Source organism: Bacteroidia bacterium, from assembly GCA_033391075.1.
In the GTDB taxonomy this organism is placed as follows: Bacteria; Bacteroidota; Bacteroidia; order J057; family J057; genus JAWPMV01.
This window is the reverse complement of sequence record JAWPMV010000004.1, coordinates 296,525-321,481: the sequence shown is the minus strand read 5'-3', so window position 1 is coordinate 321,481 and position 24,957 is coordinate 296,525. Positions and strand designations below refer to the sequence as shown.

Below are 24,957 nucleotides of genomic sequence, written 5' to 3'. Positions count from 1 at the left end.
GGCTTTTTAGGGTTGATTAAAGGATTGGATAAATGGCAGTAAAAATTCTGCGCCTTGTTGAGCTGCGGTTTCCGGATCAGGCTTGGGCAAGATCTCCAAAGACAGCCAGCCTTTGTAGTTCATCTCCTGAAGTGCATCAAAAATTTCCTGAAAGTCTGTATGTCCCTGCCCCGGAGCCAGACGATTGGAATCTGCCAGATGTACATATTCAATATGTTCGGCATGCCTGATCAATTCTGAGGCGATCCCGCGATCTTCAATATTCATGTGAAATACATCTGGCATGAGCTTGAAATTGGAAATACCGGCTTCATGGATGAGTTCAACTCCTTCTTCTACCGAGTTTATGAAATCAATCTCATATCGATTGACCGGCTCCAGGATCAATTTCACTCCCTTTTTACCCGCATAAGCACAAAGATCCTGAAGCATATCTAAAAATAGACCTTTGGCAAGCTCCCTGGATCTGTCCCCAATTTGCCCCCGGGCTCTCCCAATATTTACCAATTGTCCGAAATCAGCTGCCAAATCGATCAATGCGTAAAAGATTTCCTTAATCTTCTTCCTGGCTTCCGGTCTTTCATCCGTAAACATAAAGCCTGTTTCTGCATAAACCTGTCCCGTAGAGATCGCAGAAATTTCCATCCCTTCCTCATTTAGCCAGCCAGATAATAGGCCCGGATCAATCTCATCTGCATGTTTTAGGGCTAACTCAACCCCATCAAAACCGAGTGCGCGGGCTTTGCGGATAGAATCCTCAAATCCTCTGAATACAACAAAAGCACTCGGAAGTGCTTCGGCAGCAGCAATGGCAAGTGATAGGCGCAAGGGTTTAGACATTTTTCAAAATACTGATTATTTCATTGTGGCCAAATTTGGGGCTTTAGCAGAGTAGTATCTTATTTACCCGGATCTCCGAAAGTGGCCAGAACTCCTCCATCAACATAAATGATTTGCCCATTTACAAAATCCGAGGCTGAAGATGCAAGGAATATGGCAGCACCGATCAAATCATCCGGTGTTCCCCAACGGCCTGCAGGTGTTCGGCTGAGAATGTATTCATTTAAAGGATTTCCTTCTGCACGATAAGCAGTATTGATAGGAGTAGCAATGTATCCGGGTCCAATCCCATTCGCCTGAATATTATGCTTTGCCCAATCTGTAGCCATGCTTCTGGTCAACATCTTCAGGCCTCCTTTGGCAGCCGCATAGGCAGCAACTGTATTTCTTCCCAATTCACTCATCAAAGAGCAAATATTGATGATCTTTCCCCCTCCAGCCGGAATCATATGTCTGGCAGCGTATTTCCCCACTAAAAAAGGAGCGGTAAGGTCCGTTTTGATGACGGCTTCCCAATCCTCTTCCTCCAATTCTTCCAAACTGTTGCGCCGGATGATCCCGGCATTGTTTACAACCACATCCAATCGACCTGAATCTTCGACAATTTTCCCTATGCCTTGTTCCACCTCCTCCTTAACAGTGACATCGAAAAGGGCCGGATAAACGATGAGGTTTTCCTTTCGGAATTTTTTTACGGCCTGGGAAAGCTTATCAGGATTGCGTGCGTTTAGGTAGACTCGAGCGCCCGCCTCGGCATAGGCTTTTGCAATCGCTTCCCCAATCCCCTGACTCGCGCCAGTTACCACAACACATTTCCCATTTACATCAAAAAGATTCATAGTAATGATTTATATGATCTTAAAATAGACTTTTCGCTCACTGCTAGCAATATTATCTTTTTGTATCTTTCGAGATAAATTGATCTAACACATAAAACTACTCTCTATGTCCTTCTTCTCCTGCTATAAAGGTGATCATCCCGCTTATTCGATCTATTTTATCATCCTAGTTCTAATAAGTATATGTTTTTCCCCTCTTTCGAGTATAGCCCAGCACCATAGTATGGGGCCAGATTTGGACAAGGAAATGGACCTTCGTACAGAAGCGCTGGGTACATTTTCAATGGAGATTTCTTCTAAGGCAGATCAGGTGCAGGCCTGGTTTGATCAGGGGATACAATTGAAATATGCATTTGCTGTAGACGATGCCGCTCGTTCTTTTCGAGAGGCCTGGAAACGAGATTCAACCTGTGCGATATGTTATTGGGGAGAGGCATGGGCATTGGGAGCCTATCTAAATGGAAAGCTTTCAAAGAAAAAAGCTCCTTTGGCACTCGAAGCCATTCAAAAAGCAGATAAATATGCAAATAAGTACGCTAATCCGGTAGAGAAAGCCCTCATCAAAGCCATGAAGGTTCGCTATATCGAGGATTTTGAACCAGAAACAGCTCCCCTACAGGATACAGCCTATGCGATGGCGATGAAGAAAGTGTATGAGAAATTCCCTTTTGATCTGGATGTTGCAACCATCTATGCCGAAGCATTATTCCTGCTTGAACCCCGGAGAGGTAGCCGAGATATCAATGATCCGGATGTCATGCGCATTCATAAGATTTTGGAAAAAGTTCTGGAAATAGATGTTCAGCATCCTGGAGCTTGTCATCTGTATATACATGCCACCGAGTCCACCCAAAATCCAGAAAGAGCATTGGCATGTGCAGAGTATATCGGAAATGCCATTCCGGGAGCCAGTCATTTAAATCATATGCCTTCTCATACCTATAATGAATTAGGCATGTGGCCCGAAGCAGTCAAAGCCAATTTGCAAGCCTGGCATTCAGATCAAAAAGCGAAGGAGGGCAAAGCATTTGCCATTTATCCCAGTCATAACCTTCATATGCTTCTCTTTGCGGCCAGCTATGATGGGCAAGGAGCAGTGGCTATTCAGGCAGGGAAAGATTTTGCCAAGGTAACCCACAATAATATGTATTACGCATTGACTTTGATGCGTTTTGGGCGCTTCGATGAAATGCTGCATTTGGGGAATCGTCCTGATGGAACGTTTTCGGGCGCAGTCTGGGATTTTGCGATGGGGTATGCACACCTGAAACAAGGCGAAGCTGATTTTGCCCAGGTATATTTGAAGCGCGTAAAAGTTGTAGCAGATACAACCGAGGCTACTTTCAGAGACCATAAGGTTAGCCATTTGTTGAAAATTGCTGCGGGCATTCTGGAGGGCGAAATGGCCTGGCAAGCAGGAGAGAAGGAAGATGCAAAAGCTATATTTCAACAAGCAGTCATACAGGAAGATTCTCTTCGTTGGGATGAACCAGAGCCCATGCCTTTCGATTCCCGTCATTGGTTAGGGGCTTTGCTTATGGATATGGAAGATTTTGCTGGTGCTGAGAAAGTCTATCGCATGGAACTGGAAGATCATCCCAACAATGGCTGGTCCCTCTTTGGTCTGATGAAAGCCCTGGAAGCTCAGGGAAAGGATATCAAAGAAGTGAAGAAGGAATTTGAGAATCGTTGGTCGCGATCAGATATCTGGTTGAAGAGTTCCCGTTTCTAAAAAAAGTATTTATCGAGCATTTGCCTGGGTTTATTATTCAATAATGAACCCCCTGTCCTGTATTGTTCCAAAATTTTCGGCTTCTCAAAGGAATTTTCATGCTTTATCGCCAAATTGTTCGTTATAGACAAGAACAGACACAATTACCTGCATGACTGATTTGCTGAAGAAAATAGGAAAGCATTGCTCTATTTTCCTTTGTTTCTACTTCTTATTTGGTATGGCCTATACCCAAAACAAGCTCCGCTATTATCATCGCGATTATCTGAGTGGCTCCTGTACGGAAGCCGAACTGGAAGAGTGGCTTTCTGACCTGGATGCATGGTCCCCTTTTCCCAAATATGAAGACAGAACGTCCTGGGGAGAACTCAATGATAGCATCAAAACGCATTTAGAAGCAGCCGGAGCAGCACGTGCTGATTACTCATGGCCTTCTATATCTGCCCGTACTTATCTGGATTTTATCAGAGAGGGGAATCGAAATACGTATCAGGAAATTTCTTTTGAGCGCCGATATGCCCTTATGGATTTGGTTTTGGCAGAAATGGTAGAAGGCGAGGGCAAATACCTGGATCAAATCACGAATGGTATCTGGAGTATATGTGAAGAATCCTTTTGGGGAGTACCGGCACATCTTTTCATGCAAAAAGCCGGAACCGATCTAGCGGATGTTGAGGATCCTGTAGTTGATCTTTTTGCAGCCGAAACCGCAGCCTTATTGGCCTGGACTGAATATTTGCTGGGAGCCGAACTGGATTCCATTTCGCCCATGATCAGAAAGCGGATGAGGCAGGAAACAGATCGAAGGATTCTCACCCCATTATTAGAAGTAGATGATTATTGGTGGATGGGTTTCGCTCCCAAGGACAATTACCTCAATAATTGGAATCCCTGGATCAATAGCAATTGGATTACGGCTTTACTGATATTTGAGGAGGATGAATACAGACGGGCCAAAGCCTTGCATAAATCCTTGCGATCCCTGGATGAGTTTTTGAATGAATATGCCAAGGATGGGGGCTGCGATGAAGGTCCCAATTACTGGAGTAGGGCAGGGGCTTCTCTTTTCGATTGTCTGGAACTTCTTTATTCCTCAACGGGAGGAAAACTGGATATCTATCAGAAACCTGTACTGCAAGAAATGGCGCGCTATATTTATCGAGCGCACATAGCAGGTCCTTATTATATAAACTTTGCAGATACCCACGGAAAGATCACCGTCAATTCAGAACTCATCTATCGATTTGGGAAGCGAATCCAGGATGAGGACATGATGGCTTTCGCAGCTTATACCTATCAATTGCAGAAAAGCTTTACCAAAGGATCTATTGGACGGAAATTACATGAGATCTTCAATTTTGAGGAATTAGCTGCTGCAAAGGCGAAGCCCGCTTACCTTCAGGATGTCTGGCTAGACGAAACACAGGTAATGTTGGCGCGTTCGGAGGAGGGTAGTACCCGAGGCTTCTTTCTCGGAGCCATGGGCGCCCACAATGATCAAAGCCATAATCATAATGATGTCGGAAGCTTTATTATATATGTGGATGGGAAACCGGCCATCATAGATTTGGGGGTAGAAACCTACCGCAAGCAAACCTTCTCTAAGGATCGCTATAAAATCTGGACCATGCAATCGGGCTATCATAACCTCCCAACCATCGGAGGAGTGATGCAGGAGTGGGGCTTAAAAAGAAAGGCGACCAACGTCAGGTATAGCCAGGAAGATAGTCTGGTAAACTTATCTATGAATATAGAAGAAGCTTATCCTGATTCAGCAGGTCTCAAAAGCTGGCATCGATCCTTTAGTTTTGATCGGAATGCTGAGAGTATTCAGTTGGCGGAGTCCTACGAACTGGAAAAAAGAGGTCCGGATATTATGCTGAGTTTCATGAGTCCTGGCCCTGTCCGCATCGAGGAATCTTATATCACCATCTATCCCGGAGGGGATTTTTATGCGCCTCGAAAATTGAGAATGAGTTTTGATCCGAAAAAATTTGAAGCAGTAGAGGAGAAAATTGAAGTAGAAGATCCAAGACTTAAAAGCATCTGGGGGGATTCTGTCATCCGTGTCCTTTTAAAACTCAAGCGAGTGAAAACGAAAGATGCATTCTCTTTTACCTTTAGTATATCAGAAACCCAATAATAGAATCGTCATGCAAGAAGTAATTCCTCCTGAAATCTACAAAGAAATAGAAGCCATGATTTACAGTGAGAAGAGTGTGGTAGGTATAGACGCCAAGCATACCCACATTCTCATTTTGTATAAACTCATGGAGATCGAAAAGCGGCTGGATAAATTGGAGAAAGCCCAGGCTAAGGAATAGTTTTCCTGTAATTCCATTCCTGGCAATTGTTCATATTTTGGCTGTGGCGTTCAGGATACGCCGTCTAGAGAGAATCCCGTATTTTGATCAATTGCTGGATGGCCGTCTCCGCAGCCCCATGAACCGTTTGATGATGCCCATTCAGGTTCATCGCTTCGCCTGCAAAGAAGATTTTCTCTTCTATTGGCTGAGCAGCTATTTCCCGTGCATTTCCTATCCCCACTTTACTAAAGGAATAGGCGCCTCTTATGAAAGGATGTTTGCCCCAGTCTACAATATGGGCATCTAGAAAATAGGCACTGGCCTGACCGCCATACATTTCATCCAACTCTCCCAATAAAGCCTCTATGATCTCCTGATCAGATTCCAAGGAACTCAAGTATTCCGCCTGTTTCCCCATCACAAAGGCTAGCAAAATATGATCCTTCCCTTTTTTCGCCCAACTTTCATCCGCATAAGCAGCACAAATTTTACCGCCGGCTATATAGCCCTCATAAAACTTTTGTCCGAATTTTAAGAAGATTTTCATTCCCGCTCCCATACCTATCTTCTCAAAGGCTTCGATTTTATACGCGGGAAGGGGAGGCAGAAAGCTAATATCTCCTTCTTTCAAAACGCTTATAGGAACCGTAAGAATGACTTTGTCTGCCGAATAAGCATTTCCCATTCCGTCCTCAACAAGCATCTTATCCTGTCTGTACTCAATTTTCTTAACAACAGTATTCAGTTGAATGGAATCCTGAATTTTAGCAATGAGATGTTTATCGAATAGATCGAAATAAGTCTCCCGAAATTTGTAATCCTTAAATCCCGCACTGTAGGCTTCTTCTTCCTTTTTTGTCCATTTTGCAGAAAGTTCAGAAGCATCTGCGCCATAGTCCCCTGCCAATTGTTCAATGATATATTTATACTCCTCCCCATAGCCTTTGAGCCTGGCATATTCCAAAAAGGAAACATCAGAAGGATTTTCATCTTCCTCCAATTCATCCTCCAGATAGCGAGGAAGTTTCTTCTTTAACTTTCCTTTGAACCAATAATACTCTTTTGATTTATCTCTTTTGATCTTTGTAGTAGTCTGCTTTACCAGCTCTCCTATGATAGATTTTTTCCCATGCAACCACTCGGCCCCACTATCCAACGAAATATCTGAAAAGCCTTCTACTTTCCCCAGACGTCCTCCAATTTTATCAGAAGCCTCGAGAATCTGAAAATCTATTCCCTCTGCCTGACAAAGATATCCGGCATATAATCCGGCTACTCCTGCTCCGATAATCAGGACCTTGCCAGCAAAAGTTTTGTCAACAAAAATCTTTTCTTGATTCATTAACTCCATAATCTATCCCAGGATCTGATTTTATCCCATTCAGTTGTGGGTCTAAAGTAAGATTCATCTTCTGGATCCAGGTGTTCCTTTATGACTTCTTCATTTAGATCAACTCCCAGACCCGGACTATCGGGAACATGAGCAAAGCCTTTTTCGATCATCCTATGCTCCGTTTTCACCAAATCCTCCCAATAGTCCAAATCTACCGAATGATGCTCAAGGGCCATAAAGTTTTGCGTAGCTGCGGCACAATGAACATTGGCCATAAAGGAAACTGGAGTTCCTGCAAAATGCATAGCCATGGCAATTCCTTTTTCCTCTGCATAATCTCCAATCTTTTTCGTCTCTAATAAACCACCAGCCGTAGCCAAATCCGGATGAACAATGTCAATGGAGTAATTATCAATAAGTTTTATAAACTCCTCTTTTAAGTAAATGTCTTCTCCAGTTGTAGTGGGTGTTTGAATAGCGAGGGAAATTTGCTTCCAATGCTCTGTAAATTTCCAGGGAATCAGATCCTCCAGCCAGGCTAGTCGATATTTTTCTACCGCATGACCTAAACGAATCGCATTGTTGTGATCAAAGTGGCCATAATGATCAGAAGCTAAGGGTATGTCATAGCCAATTTTTGCCCGGACCTTCTCCACCCTTTCCATCATAATATCCAGGCCTTTATCTGTAATCTGTACCTGGGTGAATTGATGTTCAGTCCCCCCATAGGTCATGGGTTCATTTGTCCACTGCCTCCCAATGTCCCAAAAATTATTGTTGACGGTCGCTCCTTCCTTGCCTTTCAGCAATTCGAGACCAAAGTCCATTTTCAGGAAAGTAAAGCCTTGTTCATCCATACGCTTGTTTACCCGGGCATTGAAATCCTCTTCATTCTTTCCCATCGGAGTATCTGCATACAGCCTTACTTTATCCCGATATTTACCTCCCAACAACTGATAAGCCGGCACCTCATATGCCTTTCCAGCCAGATCCCAAAGTGCCATTTCAACCGCACTTACGCCTCCTCCCTGCCGACCATGAAAGCCAAACTGTTTGATACGTTTGAAGATCATTTCCACGCTACAGGGATTCATACCCAAAATTCGACTCTTTAAAAAGAGGGCATATCTCCAACTGGCCTGATCTCGAACTTCTCCCCATCCTGATATCCCCTGATTGGTGTCTATTCGGATGATGGGACAACGGGCATGGCCATTCATAACAACCGCATAGCGCATATCGGTGATTTTCAAATCCGAGGGTGCTGAGTAGCGATTTATTCCAGAAGTGGTATGGGCCAATGTTTCCTCAATCGGGCTAAACATAAAAGCCCCCAAAGCAAGTCCTCCCAGAGAAGCTTGTTTCAGAAAGTTTCTTCGATCTTTTTTTTGAGGATTTTTCTCAGGGATATCAAGTCCCCATTTCTGTAGGAGTTTTTCAGAAGGAGTAGTCATAGATTACAGATTTTATAGCAAGGGAATTCCCTTAACCTAAAATACAGAATCTATCTTCTATTATCCAGCAAACTAGTTGGAAGAGATAGCGAAAAACAATCTGGCGCTGATATAAGGAGATACTCGACTTTGGAAATTGTGCAAAACGAGATTATTGTTATCCCAGGAACGGATTCGATCTCTGATAGGCAAATTTACTCCTGCATCAACTCCAATCCCAATATATTTACTCAACATGCGCTCATAGCCTACATATCCATGCAAGGTGATGCGTTGATATAAAGAATTGGAAAAGAGATTTTCCTCATCCAGAAAATAAGAACCTGTGCTTCCTTTGATTCCTATGATCAGACGATTGCTATTGCTAAAGTTTCGGATCAATTGGGCTCTGACCGGCAGGAGCATATCTACGGTCCAATTATGATTGAGTTTTTCCTTATAGGTAAAGATGGGAATAACGGCTAATCTGAACTGATAATTCAGGTTCAAGCCAAATCCTATGGTTTTATTTCGGTTCGTGCGTTCAAATACAGCCGCTGCTTTATATGCATGTGAGGCAGGATTGTTAGAGAAAAAACGAGTAGAGGAACTACTAAAAGCTGCCTGAACTTTCAAATCCCACAAACGCCCCATATCATGTAATACGATCAGTCCAAATCCGCTTTTCTGCAAGGATAGTCCGGAGCCCCATCCCTGATCCAAACCATCCCACTCTCCATCATCCATCGTATAAAAACCCGATGACATTTCATTTCTATAGGAAAGTTCACCCAGAATCTTAGTCTCTTTCCCGAGGAGAATCGGAAACCTCATCTGGAAATCGATCATTTGGCTGGGTTCATCATCGGGTGCAGACATAGCCTGTCCCTGATCTCCCAGCACCCAACTAGGTTGAGAAAGTGTTTGGTAATTGAGCCTCAGCAAGCGTGGACCAGAAATATCCTGCGCCTTGCAAGGTTTGATACCTGCAAACATAGAGAAGAGACAGCAGCACTTAAGTAAAGACCATAGTCCAAACTTGCGGCTTCGCCGGGGTATGAAAGTAGTTGATCCTTGATTCATTTCGCCTAAGAAAATGCTCCAATCAGATGACGTACAACGTACAGTAAAAACGAAGTAAAAATTCTTATAGTATTTGGGAGTATGTGTTTGCTTTCGACAGGGGGAACCTTTATATAGACTGTGATATGGCAAAAAAAGTTGCACTGGTGTAAGGATTTTTTTCAATTGCCTGAAATTTTCCAAAAACGCCTCTTTTGAGCTGTATTGACAGCTTTTTCATTCGTCCATGATAAGCAGCATTACGTCGAAGAAATCCCATAGTTTCTGGGTTTTAACAAAAATTTATGAGAATAAAATATATTTTTACTAAACCTTAAAGGACTTCAGTCGTATTTCAAGTATCTCACCGAAAGCACAGTCTATCCCCACACCCAGGCCCGTCTAATTGTTTAGGAGCTCAATTTTCAGAGCTTACTCGGAAGTCACGTATTATCCCTTATTCGCGTCATTATTTGCATCACCGAAAGCCTATTAGGAAAAAAATAGGATGGAAATTCTTTGTCGAATTTTCTCTAAGATGTAGAACCCTAAATATTGAACGATTTTATGAAGACTTCTTTGTTAATTATCGGCACCTTGCTTCTCGCTCAACTCTCTTTCGCACAATCTTATAGTGTCGAATTGGCAGAGTTACCTACCACTCCTGGCGAATCTTTGGCCTGGGATGGAGCAAACAATGCACCTGAAATTAAGTTTCTTTCGACTCAAAATGGATTTTGGGGAGGATTGAAAAAAGGGAGAATTTTTGTGGAAGGAGATCACAAATATTCTATTGTCAAGAAAGGTACACGCTATTTCCTTTACAATGATTCTAAAGCTACTCAAATGGTACGTTACACAAATGCATACCTCGCTTTAGACGGCACAGAATTGAAACGCAAAACAAATGTAACCGGTGATCGAATCAGCATTATTCATCCAGACGGAACTGTACTTGCTGAAGGAAAGATCAAATCTAAGTTGCTTGGGAAACATACCCTCGCATTAAATGTCCTGCAGGACTCTCCTTATACGGAGGAAATTACGGCCCTGCTATCTGTGGACCTGGTAGAAACCCTGAAAAACAGATATGATTGGACTCCGGTTGTATACACAGCAGATTCGAATTAAGATTTCATCACACTTATATAAAAGCGTTAGATTAGACCAGCGGCAAACTCGATTAGAGTTTGCCGTTTCTTTTCTGGTCTCGTCAGGTACTTGAAAGGGTTGATGATTATCCTCTGTAAGGCGTTGGTATACGCTTATATATCTTCCGAACTTTGGCTCCATTGGCCTCCCAGACCAAGACCAGTTCTTCGGCTGTATAGGATTCTACTTCATATGGGATTGGAGGATTGACTCCATTCAAATCATATCCATTAGCACTTTTGCAGAGGAATACGATTTTATCTTCTCTTATATCTATGGTCCAAAGTCCTCCCATCTGTTGGCCGTCCTCTACTTCTTCATAACTTCCGTCTGCCCACATACGCAGTTGGTAAACATTTTCTTCCCCAAATCCAGCATCTCCTCCAGCCAGTTCCCAACTCATGATCTTTTCACTTTTGATATCTTCCAGTAGTCCTTCAAGCGCTGTATCAACTTGCCCGGGAGCAAAAGCAGTAGAAAGAACAAAGATGCTCAGGAGACTGATAGTTGGTAAAACCAGTTTCGCCCAGGCAGTAGATTCTCGTTTGATAAAAAGCATAAGGGGTATTGTTTATGATTGAATGTTACTTTCTAAAAATCCAAGAAAAGTGCCAGCTGCCAGAAAATCGGGCAAAACAACTGCTCGTCAGGGGGTTAACAAAATTCATTTAGTACGAAAAACGAAAACATTTTCTCAATTAGAGAAAGTGAGAATCATTTTGGGAAGAAATGCAGACCAAATCCGTAGAGGTAAAAAGGAAATGTCGCATATACGATACTCTACAATTCTAAATTATTTTACCTAGCTTACTATTAGAGACGAATAAGTTGAGCCAATCAAAAACCGGCATATTATTCTTTAGTAGAAATCCTTTTCAGGAATCCCGGCATAAACAAATCCACAAGGATAGAGAAAAGAATTTCAAAGCCCTCCATTTGATGTATGATGGGGTAAAGAAAGCTATTGCTGCTTCTGAAATTCCTGTAATTGAATTGGGCCATGAGTTACAATCCGGAAATTCTTTTGCTGAAAGAATGTGTGAAGGGCTGAAGAGCTTGTTTGCACAGGGTTTTGATCACCTCATCGTTATAGGAAATGACTGTCCACGTCTGGAAGCTGAAGATCTTTTACTGGCGAAAAAGGAATTGCTTTCGGGTAAAAGTGTTTTAGGCTATGACCAGGATGGAGGAGCCTACCTATTCGCTTTTTCAAAAGAGGACTTCAATGAAGCTGCTTTTCTCCAGCTTCCCTGGCAAAGCGAAAATTTAGGAAAAGCCCTATGTGAGCAGCTTTCTTCTGTAAAGGAAGTAGTTGAACTTGAAGACAAAGAGGATATCGATAATGTAGAGGATCTTCTTTGGCTTATTTTGTCTCTTAGGATCTCTCAGGTCCTCTTATTGCTCCGCAAACTTTTCCATACCGTACTCAGGGAAGAAAAGGAGCTACCTGTTCATTTCTCCCGAATACCAGGTCCGGAACAGTCATTACGTGCTCCTCCTTATTTTCTCTCCCTTTAATCTCTTTTTGATACCTAAAAGAGACATACACCTATCAGGATGCCCTGAATAGGTCTATGTGCACATTTGGTTCCCGAATCAGTCTGAATCAAGGCTGATTTGCCGCATGTATTTCACCTAAATTCTACGAACATTTATGACACGCTACAGGGTCCTCTATGGACTTATATTTATATGGAGCATTTTTGCTCCCCAGCAGGCTTTTAGCCAGACCCAAAAAATCTCTGGCATCATAAAAAGTCCTGAAGGCATCATCATTGGTGCCAGTATCCTCAATAAAGAAACTCAGCAAGGAGCTATAAGCGATCAAGAAGGGAAATTTTCTTTAGCTGCCAGCCTCGATGATAATATCCAGATCAATTACCTTGGCTATGAGCCCTATGAATTTGTCGTCAAACAGATCGGATTTTATGAGATCATGCTTAGTGAGGCTAGTCTCGAATTGGATGAAGTCTTTATCACCGCTCTGGGACTGGAAAGAAAAGCAGAAGATCTGGGCTATGTGATTCAGAAAGTTGATGCAGAAGAACTCACAGGCGTCAAGTCAGTCAACTTCCTCGATAATCTCGGGGCGAAAGTAGCAGGTTTGACCGTCAATCAGGGAGCCACAGGCGTAGGTTCATCTACTAAAGTTACGATTCGGGGAGAAGCCTCTTTCACCAATAATAATCCTCTCTTTGTAGTCGATGGAGTAATCATCAACAATAATTCCATCCTTAACTTTACCAATGAGGCGGCAGCAGGATTTCAAGAGGTTGATTTTGGGAATGGAGCCATGTCTGTCAATCCCGATGATATAGCATCTGTATCTGTATTAAAAGGCCCGGCAGCAGCAGCTCTTTATGGAACCCGCGCCTCCAATGGAGTGATCATCATTACGACTAAAGATGGTTCAGAAAAAAAGGGAAGGGGCTTCAGTTTTAGTTCCACCACCTTCCTTGATAAACCCTTTCAGCTTCCGCGTTTCCAAAATGAGTATGGACAAGGAAATAGTGGGGAATTTGCTTTTGTTGATGGATTGGGTGGGGGAATAAATGATAATATCACCTATAGCTATGGTCCTCAGCTGGATGCCGGTTTATTGATTCCACAACATGACAGTCCGGTTACTTTGCCAGATGGAAGCGTAGTCAGGGGAGGGGATGTAGCCGTTCATGGAGGTTTGCCCATTACACCTACTCCTTTTACTTCCAGTCCCGACAATGTCAAAAACTTCTACGAAACAGGAGTTACCACGATCAATAATCTGGCTTTTTCAGGCGCATCTGAAAATGGAAACTACCGTTTGTCCCTGACAGATTTGCGAAGTGAGTCTGTTATTCCCGGAGTTGATCTGGATCGCAAAACGGCTTCAGCTCGGCTGGCCTTTCGCCCAATAGAAGGATTAGAGATCACATCCAACATCAACTATATCCACAGCCAAAGTCGCAACAGACCCGCCAATGGATACGGATCAGAAAATATCAACTACTCTATCGTAGCCTGGTTGGGAAGACAAACAGATCTGGAACCTTTACGAGATTACTGGCAACCTGGTCTAGAAGATGTGCAGCAGTATTCTTTCAACTATACCTTTTTCGACAATCCCTATTTCATCCTGCTCGAAAACCGAAATTCCTTTCAAAGAAATCGGGTATATGGAAATCTGATGGCATCCTATAAGTTCAATGAAAATCTGAGCCTGAGAATAAGAAGCGGCATGGATTATTCTGATGAAGGCCGGAAATTCAGACGAGCCTTTAGTTCCAATAGATTCAGAAATGGAGCCTATGCTGAACATAATGTCTTTTTCAGAGAAATAAATACGGACTTCCTTCTTAACTATAATCGGGAAGTGGGGGACATTGGATTTGACCTTTCTTTAGGAGGAAATCGCATGGATCAAGAGGCTGCTACCGTACAAACGCAAGCGACCTCTTTGGCACAACCCGGAATTTTCACCTTATCCAATGCAGCATCGCCCTTAGAAATATTTGAATTTGCTTCCCAAAAGAGAATCAATAGTTTTTATGGGCTTTTGAAATTGAGCTACAAAGATTTTCTCTATGTGGATGTGACGGGACGAAATGATTGGTCAAGCGCATTAGCCTCTCCCTTTTCAACCGAAAATGTATCCTTCTTTTATCCTTCGATCTCTTCCAGCCTGATTCTATCGAGAATTCTCAACCTTCCTGATTGGTTCAATTTTGCCAAAGTTCGAACTAGCTGGGCACAAGTTGGCAATGACACCAATCCTTTCCAAACGGCAGGTGTATTTCAGGCACAAACCCCTTTCAATTCTCAGCCTACTTTCAGCGATCAAAATAGGATAGCCAATGCCAATCTCTTACCCGAACAAACAAGTTCTGTAGAGCTTGGAGCGGAGTTGCGATTCTTCGGGGATAAACTGATTGTTGATGCGACCTATTATAATGCGCTCACTGAAAATCAGATCATTTCTTTGCCCATAGCGATTTCTTCTGGATACAATGAGCAAGTCGTAAATGGAGGGGCCGTTCGTTCAGAAGGAGTTGAATTGATTCTTGGACTAAGACCGATCTTCAATCGAAATTTCAAATGGCGAATGTTCTTCAACTTTAGTAAGAATGTTGCCAGGGTTGAATCCCTTCCTGTAGAAGCCGATCGACTAACACTGGCCTATACACGGGTATATGATAATGTGAATCAAACCGTCTGGTACCAGGTCAGAGAAGGAGATAGAATTGGAGATATGTGGGGTACGGGCTATTTGCGAAATGAAAATGGAGATTTTGTGGTCAATGAGCAAGGGCGTTTCATCGTAGACAATACCCTCAAAAAATTGGGTAACTATAATCCTGATTTCATCCTGGGTTTCAACAATCAGATTGAGTTTCAAAATTTCAAGCTGGGCTTTGTGGTGGATTGGAGACAAGGAGGAGAACTGATCTCACGTACCCAGGCTTTGGCAGGGGTAGGAGGGCAGTTGGAAGAAACCGCTTTCAGGCCTGAAGGAGGAATTATCATTGATGGTGTGCAGAATATCGGTTCAACAAGCGAACCCAATTATGTTCAGAATACAAGGCCCATTTCTCCTGAGGCCTACTATCGCCAATTCTATGATAGAAATCATGAGGAGAACAATACGTATGATGCGACTTATGTGAAACTGCGGGAATTCAGCCTGGGATATAATTTCCCTATTACTGGCAATATCGAATCTCTGAGAGTATCACTGATCGGTAGGAATCTTTTTGCCATTTCCGACATCCCACATTTCGATCCCGAACAATTAGCTGTCCAAGGCAACAATTTTGTCCTGGGGGTCGAGGATATGTCCTATCCAACTGTCAGAAGCTTTGGTGTCAATCTCGGTATTGAATTTTAGGAATAAATCTCTTTGCAACTTTTTAGAAAGGTTGCGCAAAATCGGAATGGCCCAACCAACTCCAGCGCGCTTATCTGAAATAAAGACTAATTATGAAAATCATACACCTTATATATATAAGCTTAATTGCAATACTGATTTCCTCCTGTACGAATCAGTTTGAGGAAATCAATACAAATCCCAATGCTCCCATAGATGTAGAGTCGAGTTTATTGCTGCGACATGTCCTCTTTGACTATGCGGAGCAGATGTCTTACGAAGGTTTTGTAGCCGGAAATCTGCTGGGGCAGTATTTCACCGCTATAGACTTCAACCTCTTCGATAGACATAGTTTGACCGAAACACAGTTTGGGGGAAATCCCTGGCCCATTCTTTATACAAATCTCAGGGACAATGAAATCATCCTGGAGAAAGCCCGATCAGAAACGGCAGCCGAAGTCTATGAGGGCCCGGCTTTGATCTTAAAAGCTTACCTGACTGCTGCTCTCACCGATATGTATGGAAATGTTCCTTACTCAGAAGCCTTAGCGGGTAAAGATGGGACTATCACTCCGGTCTATGATAATCAAGAGGATATATATCTGGGCGATAATGGAATTCTGGACAATCTGGATAAAGCCATTATTGCCCTTAACAATTATCAGGGAAGTATAGCACTCGATGGAGATATTCTTTTTGAGGGTGATTTGAATGCCTGGTTGCGCTTTGCCAATTCTCTTAAGCTCAAATATCTCATGAGAGCCAGTGAGCAAAGAGACAGCCGGACTTTGGTGCAGGAGATTTATGCAGAAGGAAATTTTATCAGTGAAAATGGGCAGAATGCTACATTCGACTTCACCAATACAGAACCGAACAATTTCCGTCTGGCTACTGCTCGTATCGGAGATTTCAATCTCTTCATCATGTCTGAAACCATGGAGGAAATCCTCAAGGATTTGAATGATCCTCGCATGGCTGTTTTCTTTCGCCCTACCTCCAATAATCCCAATGAATTCAATGGTTTGTTGAATGGGCCGGATGCTTCCCAAACCTCAATCTCTGTGGCCGACTTTTCATTGTCGGGCAGCATATTCAGAGAAAGAACCGGAGACCTGGACGCCAATTATATGACGGCTTGGGAAACTCACTTCCTTTTGGCAGAAGCCGCAGCTCGTGGCTGGATCAATGCTGATGCACAAGCTTTGTATGAAGAAGGAGTCAGGCTGGCTTTTGAGTATTGGCAAACGGAATTACCGGCTGACTACCTCACAACTGGAAATGCTGCCTACGGACAAAACGGAGCCAATCCCCTTGAGCAGATCATTACGCAAAAATGGCTGGCAAATATCGTCAATGGCTATGAAGGCTGGATAGAGTATCGCAGAACGGGCTTTCCCCAACTTAAAACGATCTCTGCCAGTCTGAATAATGACCTGATCCCGGTACGCCTTCCTTATCCTACGGATGAGGCGGCTTTGAATGCAGCGAATTACAATGTTGCAGCTTCTGCTACCGATGGGAATAGCGTTAATTCACCAGTATGGTGGGATGTGGAATAAAGAGAAAATGATTAGAACTACAAAAAAACTGTCATCCCGCAATCTGTCCACACAGATGTCCGGGATCCCTGGCAACTATAAAAAGTTAGCTAGAGGTCCCGGCTCTTGGAGTAAGGAAGGGATGACAGAAATGTTTAATCTAATATTCAGGCATGGATAGCATCAGCCTACAATGGATATTGCTCATCGGCTCAAGCCTGCTGATCTTTTTCATCTCCCCCTGGGCGAAAACGAAGGAAGATTTCTTTCGGGGAAGTAAAAACGATCAGGCTCCAGGCTTCTGGATTTTGACGAGCAGTCTGGTCATCAGTTGGCTATTTGCCAAGTCCATCACCAATGCTGCCAATCTTGGGATGAGCTTTGGGATGGTCGGTGGTGTGGCCTATGCTGCTTATTATCTCTCCTTTTTAGTAGCAGGAATTATTATTTATCGGATGCGTACCAAAGGCGGTTTTACCTCCTTGCATCATTTTCTCGAAAGTAAGTATGGAAGTAGCGCGGTGCTGATCTTTTCTCTATTGATCGGCATCCGCCTACTCAATGAAGTCTGGTCCAACAATTTGGTAATTGGTTCATATTTCGGGCAAAGTGGAAGTAGTCCATTTTATCTCTCCATTATGGTATTTACCCTCCTGACTGTCGCTTATACTCTAAAAGGAGGCTTGAGAAGTTCCCTGCTAACGGATCTTATCCAGATGATCCTTTTTGGGGTTTTGCTTTTCGTGATACTCGCTATCATTCTCCCAAAAGAGAATGGCGATATAGGGAAATTTGTGAGCAGTGGGAGCTGGACGATTGCTGGTGGATTGGACCTCTTTTTTGTTGCTATCATACAAGTCTTCAGTTATCCCTTTCATGATCCAGTACTGACTGATCGAGCATTCATCAGTGATCCTAAAACGACCTTAAGAAGCTTCATTTTTGCGACCCTACTTGGCTCTCTGTGTATCCTGCTCTTTAGCTTTGTAGGAATCTATGCTTCTTTTCAGGGCCTGGAAGGACAGGCTCCCGTGGAAGTTAGCAAACTACTAGGCCTGGTTATGATGCTGGCCATGAATTTCATCATGGTTACTTCGGCAGCTTCAACCCTGGATTCAGCTTTCAATTCCTTCGCAAAACTCTTTGTCATTGATCATCGACTGTTTGCCGACAGGCAAATTTTCTTTGGTAGATGGGTAATTGCAGGAGTAGCGATTCTGGGAAGCATACCTGCGTTTCTGGGAGCTGAAATACTTTCTGCAACGACCATAAGCGGTACCATGGTTCTGGGATTGAGTCCGGTTTTTCTCTTTTGGAATAAAACTTTCCCCCGCATCTCTTATTACCTCAGCATAGGAGTGGGCCTGCTCTTTGGATTCTTACTGGCTGCCGATCTCTATCCGAAAACATGGGTATTCTTTGAGGGGAAATATGCGGTTTTACTCTCGGCCAATATTCTGGCTATCAGCCTTTGCTTCCTCCTTTTTTTCACAGCAGCTCTTTTCACCAAAACTAAAACTTATGAAAGCATCGCATAATATAGGAAGCCTCCAGGGCAAATTATTAATCTTTGGAGGTGTCTATAGCAATCTTCAAGCTTTGGAAGCTTTGTATGAGATTGCCAAAAAAGAGAAAATCCCTCCTGAAAACATCATTTGTACCGGGGATGTAGTCGCCTATTGCGCTCAGCCAAATGAATGTGTCGCACTAATGAAAGATTGGGGCGTACATGTCATTGCGGGAAATGTTGAAGAAAACCTTAGTAATGGGGTAGAAGATTGCGGCTGTAATTTTGCAGAAGGCAGTCGATGTGATATGCTTTCCCAGCAATGGTACCCTTTCGCCCGAAATGAAGTGAATGAATCTTCCCTGAATTGGATCAAGGCTCTTCCCTTTCATCTCGACTTTATTTATGCGGGCAAAAAGTTCGGAGTGGTACATGGCTCCTATGATGTCATCTCCGAATACATTTTTTCCTCTACTCCCTGGGAAGTCAAGCAGGAGTATTTTGATAAAGCTGGCGTGGATGTGATCCTAGCTGGTCATTGTGGATTGCCTTTTTCAGAGGAAAAGGAAGGCAAAGCATGGCTAAACCCGGGAGTCATCGGGATGCCTGCTAATGATGGGACCCCAAGAAGCTGGTACATGATGCTGGAAGAAGAGGAAGAGAGTTTCTCATACAGCCATCATGCCCTAGAATACGATCATGTACAAAGTTCGAAACGCATGCGTCTGAAAGGACTTCCAGATGCTTATGCAGATACACTTATCAATGGCCTATGGGACAATAATGACATCCTGCCCGAGGAAGAAACTTCTCAGCAAGGAGTAAGGATCACCCTGGCCGATCCTCCGGGCTATATAGCCCCTACACCTAATCCTTCACCTTTAAACCAATCAAAAAAGAATATGTCAAATACGTATTATAATCCCAAAGACCTCAACAAATTCGGCGATGTTTCCGAATGGCAACCCGAACTGGGTGAAAAGTATTTTGAGTACTACGGTTCTGTCTTCAAAGACGGAGAACTAAGCGCCAGAGAAAAAGCTTTGATCGCATTGGCCGTATCACACGCCATCCAATGCCCTTACTGCATCGACATGTACACCAAAAATGCAGTAGTTAAAGGTTATGACGAAGGACAAATGATGGAAGCCCTCCATGTAGCAACAGCTATCCAAAGCGGATCTGTGCTCATACATGGCGTCCAAATGATGCAAAAGGCTGAAGAAATCATGATGTAGGTTCCATTCCTACTTTTTGTCAGTAAAAACCGTCAAGTCTTGAAGGTCAACACGCTCAACTGCTAACGGCCAAGACTTCTTTTAAGCATAGAATTTAACAAAACATATAATGGCACTTACAACTAAGTCCCTGAAAAAAAGTAATAACTCCCTGGCTAATCCTGAGCGTCAATGGGAGATCCTGGAACATACCGAAGGCATGTCTTTCAAGCCGTTCAAACAGGAAATGGAAGGACTTGATCTCTTTCCCCTAAAACCCAGCGGCATAGAAATCCTGCAGATCAATGTTGGCAAGATGTGTAATCAAGTCTGTAAACATTGCCATGTGGATGCAGGGCCGGATCGAAAAGAGATCATGACCCGTGAAACCATGCAGCTTTGTCTGGAAGCAATCAAGAACTCGGATATCCATACCGTAGACCTGACGGGGGGAGCACCCGAAATGAATCCGGACTTTCGCTGGTTTGTAGAAGAACTCTCAGCACTAGGCAAGCATATCATAGTCCGTTGCAACCTCACCATCATAGTAGCCAATAAGAAATACTATGATCTGCCTGAATTCTTCAAAAAACATAACATAGAGGTAGTCTCTTCCTTGCCCTATTTTGCAGCCAAAAGAACAGATGCTCAGAGAGGGGAGGGGGTTTTTGAAAAATCCATCCGTGCGCTGAAGATGCTCAATGAGGTAGGCTATGGAAAAGAAGGTTCTGAACTCAAACTAAATCTGGTCTATAATCCATCCGGAGCTTTTCTCCCGGATCATCAGGAGGCCTTGCAAGCCCAATTCAAGAAGAAACTCCAGGAAGGCTATGAAATCGACTTCCACGAACTCTTTGCCATTACCAATCTTCCTATTAGTCGCTTTCTTGAATACCTGATTCGTACCGAGAATTACGAAAGCTATATGGAAGAACTGGCCAATGCCTTCAATCCCATGGCCGCGGAACAGGTCATGTGTAGAAATACCGTTTCGGTAAGTTGGGATGGCTATCTCTACGATTGCGATTTCAATCAGATGCTGGAGCTTAAGTTGGAAGGGAAAGCGCAGCATTTGAAAGACTGGAATACGGAGGAAATCGGCAAGAGAAATATCATCCTGGGTCAACATTGCTATGGATGTACTGCAGGTGCCGGTTCCAGTTGTGGCGGAACAACTGCATAAATGCAGGTAAATCATCTTCTTTTGGGGGCAGATAATTATCTGCCCCCAGGGGAATTTATACCGCTTGAAAAAAATGTTTACCTTTAGTCTATAAGAAACTATCTACTATTTCACGATTCTCATGAGACAGTTAACATTTGCTATTGCCCTATTTTGGGCTTTCTCGATTTCCTGTACACCGACAGAAAAAAATGAAACAGAAAGTCCCCAATCTGATTCTCCTTCTAAATTAAAAGCCCTGATCATAGATGGTCAGAATAATCATGGCGTTTGGCCCAAAACCACCATGATGATGAAAGACTATTTGGAAGAGACTGAGCTTTTCGAGGTTGATATTGAACGAACAGCTTTTACCTATCAGGGTCCTCATTCTGACCCAAGTGTTGGAGGGGAAGAGAATAGAAAACAACTTATTGCCCAGTATCCGATAGAAGGAGGCAAGGCAACAGAAATGACAGAAGAGCCTCAGGCAGATCCGGATTTTAGTCCTGATTTTAATGCGTATGATCTGGTCATTTCAAATCTGGGCTGGAAAGCCAGTGAATGGCCTGATGAAACTAAAGCCGCTTTTGAGACCTATATGGCAGAAGGAGGTGGACTGATAGTTGTGCACGCTGCTAACAATTCCTTCGGAGATTGGGATGCCTATAATGAAATGATTGGCCTTGGCGGTTGGGGAGGAAGAGGCCAACATACAGGGCCTTATGTATATATAGATGACAATCGGGAAATGGTCAGAGATGAAGGGGAAGGGGAGTGCGGTTCTCATGGTTTGCAACATGAATATCAGATCACGATTCAAAATACAGAACACCCGATTACCAAAGGATTGCCTTTGCACTGGCTACACACCAAAGATGAACTCTATGATCGTCTTAGAGGTCCTGCAAAAAATATGACCATTCTCGCTACGGCCTATTCGGATGTAGATAAAAATGCCTCCAACTTCTCCCCCCTAAAAGGAACCAATCGGAATGAACCTATGCTAATGACGATTGATTATGGAGAAGGTCGGGTATTTCATATGGTCATGGGACATACAGATTATTCATTGGAATGTGTGGGTTTCATCACCACCTTTAAACGGGGGGCTGAGTGGGCTGCTACAGGAGAAGTTACCCAAAAGGATATTCCAGAGGATTTTCCCATGCCTAATAAGTCCAGCCAAAGAAAGTGGAAGTAAGTTTATGAAAAATGTCATCATAGCAGGAGCCAGCGGAATGGTAGGTTCGCATGCACTTGAATATTGCTTGGAACACCCGGAAGTAGGAACGCTAACTTCTTTGGTCAGAAAGGCCAGTGGAAAATCTCATCCCAAACTCAAAGAGATCGTTCACGATAATTTCCTGGATTACAGTTCCATTATAGATGCTTTTAAGAATCAGGATCTAGCTTTATTCTGTATTGGAGTCTATACAGGAGATGTTGGCAAGGAAAAATTCAGGGAAATAACGGTCGATATTCCGCAGGCATTTGCAAAAGCGCTGCAATCACAAAATGAACATATCAATTTCTGCTTATTGAGTGGTGCGGGGGCAGATCGGACAGAAAAAAGCCGAACCATGTTTGCCCGGGATAAAGGAGCGATTGAAAATATCCTGGATGCTATGGATTTGGGCGAATTTCATTCCTTTCGTCCCGCCTATATTTATCCGGTAGTTCCGCGAGATGAGCCCAACCTCATGTACAGAGTCTCTCGCTGGCTGTATAAACCTCTGATTTCTAAGTTGGGAAAAAATTCGTCCATCAAATCCACTGATCTTGCAAGGGCGATGGTGAAACTTGGTCTTGAAGGTGGGGGTATGAAGATTTTGGAAAACAAGGACATCCTGGATGTATTGAGCTAGTCTTTCCCCTTAAATTCCGTCCATACTAACTCTCTGATCTTTCGATTGGCTGAGATTTCTTCGCCTGAATTGGAGCATACGACAATCATCAGATCTTCTTTCGGAAAGAAGCTGACAACTGCATTATGTCCCCAACTTTCGCTTCCCCGGGTCCATATTTCTTCCTCCCCGTCATCATGTGTAGAAATAAACCAAGCGAATGCCGTTTCAAGGCCCTCTCTTATTTTCACTTTTTGATTGAGCATATATTGGCTGGAACTTTCAGATAATAATTCAAACTTGAGATAGGCAAGCATTAATTTGGATAAATCCGAAGCAGTAGAATAAATGCCATTTGATCCAATATATCCCCAATTCCTTCTCAAGGTTTTTTTGGAAAGACGCTCAAGGGTTGAAGCCACTTTTGCATATTCGCCTTCCTCAAACTCTCCCCAGAAACGGCTTTGAGACATCCCTGCTTTCTCAAATATATTTTTCCGGATAAAGGTCTCATAGCTTTCCTGACTTACAAGTTCAACAATCATTGCAAGCAGTTGATAATTTACATTACTATAGGACCAGGATTCTCCCGGCTGATATGCTAAAGGGAGGGACAAGAGTTTTTCCAGGGCCTTCTCTCTATCAGTGACCCGGTCAGCGGCATAACTTTGTTTGAATCCGGAAGTATGTGTCAGCAATTGACGAAGGCTAATTTCAGCTTTATCAGCAGGGATATTCTCAAAATATTTATCCAGTTGATCCTCAAAATCCAGCTTCCCCTTTTCGTACAGTTGCATGATGCCTAGAGCAGTTATGGTTTTAGATATAGAAGCTACATTGAAGAGATGAGAACTATCTATCGCAATACGGCCTTCCTTATCAGCATGTCCATAATGAGCATTGAAAACCTGCGAACCTTTCAGATAAACCTCTACTGAGCAGGCATAGCTATCCTTGATTTCATTTTTAATTTCGCGATTCAGCTTTTCTCTGTCAATATTTTGGGCGTAAAGGAGGCTGCAAAGAAACAGAAATACGAATAGTAGTTTTTTCATCTTTCTATGGATTCGGATTAAGGGCCTTTTTCTTTATACGGCATTCTTTCCGTAAATTCTCTAAAGAATGAAAAAAATGTCAGGCGAAGTTTATCCCAAAGTGTATTTGTATCGCAGAGTGGTTCAGGCCAAACTCTACATAGATGCACATTTTTCGGAAAAACTGGACCTGGATGCCATTTCGGATGAAGCTTATTTCTCCAAATATCACTTTCTCCGCCTCTTCAAAAAAATATACGGAAAGACCCCTTACCAGTATTTGATGTCAGTACGTATGGCTCGGGCAAAAGTATTGCTAGAGCAAGGCAATTCGGTATCTGAAGTATGTTTTTTGGTGGGTCATGACAGCCTCACTTCTTTTACCGGCTTATTTAAACGAAAGACCGGCCTTAGCCCCTCACAATTTCAAAAGGAACATAAACTCCTCAAAGCGGATCAGGCAAAAACCCCCCTGAAATATGTTCCCAACTGCTTTGCAGAATTTAACGGCTGGACAGAAAATAGCAATTTTGAAGAAGTTAAAGATTGAATCCCTTGCCATCTTTGGGACATAACAGATTAAACACTTCAATATGATTGCAAAATTATCACACGCCAGTATTTATGTACTGGACCAGGAAAGTGCTTATGATTTCTACGTCAATAAGCTGGGATTCAAGGTTCATACTGATGCACCCATGGGACCGGATATGAGATGGCTGACCGTAACTCCTCCCGAGCAACCTGATTTAGAAATCACCCTTATGCCGATTAAAGCGGGCATGATGTACGATCAGGAAACGGCAGACGCATTGGCTACGCTTGTCAAAAAAGGAACCTTTGGGTTCGGGGTATTTGAATGCAATGACATTTATGCCACCTATGAAGAACTCAAGGCTAAGGGAGTTGAATTTAAGAAAGAGCCGACCAAAGAATTCTATGGAATAGAGGCCTTATTCAAAGATGATTCCGGAAATTGGTTTTCCCTAGGACAAAAGAAAGAAGCCCCTCAATCCTGAAACGCATAAGAACGCTTTTTAAGCATGAGTCTGAGATATTCGCTCTGAGTGTCTCAGGCTTTTTTGTTGGGATAGAGACTTTACACAGGCCTT

The 24,957-nt window shown here is 43.1% G+C and carries 21 protein-coding genes and 1 pseudogene; 15 read left to right on the top strand and 7 right to left on the bottom strand.

Annotated features, from left to right (window positions below; genetic code table 11):
* Positions 1-6 precede the first annotated feature (6 nt).
* On the bottom strand, positions 7-840 hold the full coding sequence (locus R8P61_35410; GenBank protein ID MDW3652419.1) for a sugar phosphate isomerase/epimerase family protein: 834 nt from the start codon (positions 838-840) through the stop codon (positions 7-9).
* A 59-nt stretch (positions 841-899) separates the two neighbouring features.
* Positions 900-1,679: an SDR family oxidoreductase gene (locus R8P61_35405; protein MDW3652418.1), complete on the bottom strand. Its 780-nt coding sequence runs from the start codon at positions 1,677-1,679 to the stop codon at positions 900-902.
* 106 nt (positions 1,680-1,785) lie between these two features.
* On the opposite strand from R8P61_35405, the gene R8P61_35400 reads away from it, so the two are divergent.
* From R8P61_35400 to R8P61_35390, 3 genes are all read left to right on the top strand, one after another.
* Entirely contained in the window at positions 1,786-3,411 is a 1,626-nt protein-coding gene (locus tag R8P61_35400; protein ID MDW3652417.1) for a hypothetical protein, read from the top strand.
* 151 nt (positions 3,412-3,562) lie between these two features.
* Positions 3,563-5,554 (top strand): heparinase II/III family protein, encoded by a 1,992-nt coding sequence (locus R8P61_35395; protein ID MDW3652416.1) that lies wholly within the window; start codon positions 3,563-3,565, stop codon positions 5,552-5,554.
* Positions 5,555-5,564: 10 nt separating this feature from the next.
* Positions 5,565-5,735, top strand: coding sequence for a hypothetical protein (locus R8P61_35390; protein ID MDW3652415.1), 171 nt, complete (start codon positions 5,565-5,567; stop codon positions 5,733-5,735).
* Between the two features lie 64 nt (positions 5,736-5,799).
* Here the strand turns inward: R8P61_35390 and R8P61_35385 are convergent, their stop codons facing one another.
* The 3 genes from R8P61_35385 to R8P61_35375 all read right to left on the bottom strand — a co-directional run bounded on the left by R8P61_35385 (position 5,800) and on the right by R8P61_35375 (position 9,479).
* Entirely contained in the window at positions 5,800-7,059 is a 1,260-nt protein-coding gene (locus R8P61_35385) for an NAD(P)/FAD-dependent oxidoreductase (protein MDW3652414.1), read from the bottom strand.
* Positions 7,059-8,504, bottom strand: a complete 1,446-nt coding sequence (locus tag R8P61_35380; protein MDW3652413.1) for a mandelate racemase/muconate lactonizing enzyme family protein — start codon at positions 8,502-8,504, stop codon at positions 7,059-7,061. Before R8P61_35380 ends, R8P61_35385 begins: the two co-directional genes overlap by 1 nt.
* A 72-nt stretch (positions 8,505-8,576) precedes the next feature.
* A complete protein-coding gene (locus tag R8P61_35375) occupies positions 8,577-9,479 on the bottom strand; it encodes a DUF6268 family outer membrane beta-barrel protein (GenBank protein ID MDW3652412.1) in 903 nt (300 codons plus the stop codon).
* 633 nt (positions 9,480-10,112) lie between these two features.
* Between R8P61_35375 and R8P61_35370 the strand changes: the two genes are divergently transcribed.
* Positions 10,113-10,676 (top strand): hypothetical protein, encoded by a 564-nt coding sequence (locus tag R8P61_35370; GenBank protein MDW3652411.1) that lies wholly within the window; start codon positions 10,113-10,115, stop codon positions 10,674-10,676.
* A gap of 106 nt (positions 10,677-10,782) precedes the next feature.
* Here the strand turns inward: R8P61_35370 and R8P61_35365 are convergent, their stop codons facing one another.
* A complete protein-coding gene (locus R8P61_35365) occupies positions 10,783-11,256 on the bottom strand; it encodes a hypothetical protein (GenBank protein ID MDW3652410.1) in 474 nt (157 codons plus the stop codon).
* A 269-nt stretch (positions 11,257-11,525) separates the two neighbouring features.
* On the opposite strand from R8P61_35365, the gene R8P61_35360 reads away from it, so the two are divergent.
* From R8P61_35360 to R8P61_35320, 9 genes and pseudogenes are all read left to right on the top strand, one after another.
* A complete protein-coding gene (locus tag R8P61_35360; protein MDW3652409.1) occupies positions 11,526-12,215 on the top strand; it encodes a DUF2064 domain-containing protein in 690 nt (229 codons plus the stop codon).
* A gap of 136 nt (positions 12,216-12,351) precedes the next feature.
* The gene (locus R8P61_35355) at positions 12,352-15,561 is read left to right on the top strand and encodes a SusC/RagA family TonB-linked outer membrane protein (protein ID MDW3652408.1); all 3,210 of its coding nucleotides are present in this window, start codon (positions 12,352-12,354) and stop codon (positions 15,559-15,561) included.
* A 92-nt stretch (positions 15,562-15,653) separates the two neighbouring features.
* Positions 15,654-17,099, top strand: a complete 1,446-nt coding sequence (locus R8P61_35350) for a SusD/RagB family nutrient-binding outer membrane lipoprotein (GenBank protein ID MDW3652407.1) — start codon at positions 15,654-15,656, stop codon at positions 17,097-17,099.
* A 152-nt stretch (positions 17,100-17,251) separates the two neighbouring features.
* Positions 17,252-18,616, top strand: a complete 1,365-nt coding sequence (locus R8P61_35345; GenBank protein MDW3652406.1) for a sodium:solute symporter — start codon at positions 17,252-17,254, stop codon at positions 18,614-18,616.
* Positions 18,510-19,229, top strand: a pseudogene (locus tag R8P61_35340) (metallophosphoesterase family protein). Before R8P61_35345 ends, R8P61_35340 begins: the two are co-directional and overlap by 107 nt.
* 258 nt (positions 19,230-19,487) lie before the next feature.
* Positions 19,488-19,823: an arsenosugar biosynthesis-associated peroxidase-like protein gene (locus tag R8P61_35335; GenBank protein ID MDW3652405.1), complete on the top strand. Its 336-nt coding sequence runs from the start codon at positions 19,488-19,490 to the stop codon at positions 19,821-19,823.
* Positions 19,824-19,932: 109 nt separating this feature from the next.
* Positions 19,933-20,985, top strand: coding sequence for an arsenosugar biosynthesis radical SAM protein ArsS (arsS, locus tag R8P61_35330; GenBank protein MDW3652404.1), 1,053 nt, complete (start codon positions 19,933-19,935; stop codon positions 20,983-20,985).
* Between the two features lie 121 nt (positions 20,986-21,106).
* The gene (locus R8P61_35325; protein MDW3652403.1) at positions 21,107-22,168 is read left to right on the top strand and encodes a ThuA domain-containing protein; all 1,062 of its coding nucleotides are present in this window, start codon (positions 21,107-21,109) and stop codon (positions 22,166-22,168) included.
* Positions 22,169-22,172: 4 nt separating this feature from the next.
* Positions 22,173-22,832: an NAD(P)H-binding protein gene (locus R8P61_35320; protein MDW3652402.1), complete on the top strand. Its 660-nt coding sequence runs from the start codon at positions 22,173-22,175 to the stop codon at positions 22,830-22,832.
* Here R8P61_35320 and R8P61_35315 read toward each other — a convergent pair.
* Positions 22,829-23,866 (bottom strand): serine hydrolase domain-containing protein, encoded by a 1,038-nt coding sequence (locus tag R8P61_35315; GenBank protein ID MDW3652401.1) that lies wholly within the window; start codon positions 23,864-23,866, stop codon positions 22,829-22,831. The genes R8P61_35320 and R8P61_35315 overlap by 4 nt on opposite strands.
* A 67-nt stretch (positions 23,867-23,933) precedes the next feature.
* Between R8P61_35315 and R8P61_35310 the strand changes: the two genes are divergently transcribed.
* Positions 23,934-24,395 (top strand): AraC family transcriptional regulator, encoded by a 462-nt coding sequence (locus R8P61_35310; GenBank protein ID MDW3652400.1) that lies wholly within the window; start codon positions 23,934-23,936, stop codon positions 24,393-24,395.
* A 43-nt stretch (positions 24,396-24,438) separates the two neighbouring features.
* Positions 24,439-24,864 (top strand): VOC family protein, encoded by a 426-nt coding sequence (locus R8P61_35305; GenBank protein MDW3652399.1) that lies wholly within the window; start codon positions 24,439-24,441, stop codon positions 24,862-24,864.
* The last annotated feature ends 93 nt before the right edge of the window (positions 24,865-24,957 follow it).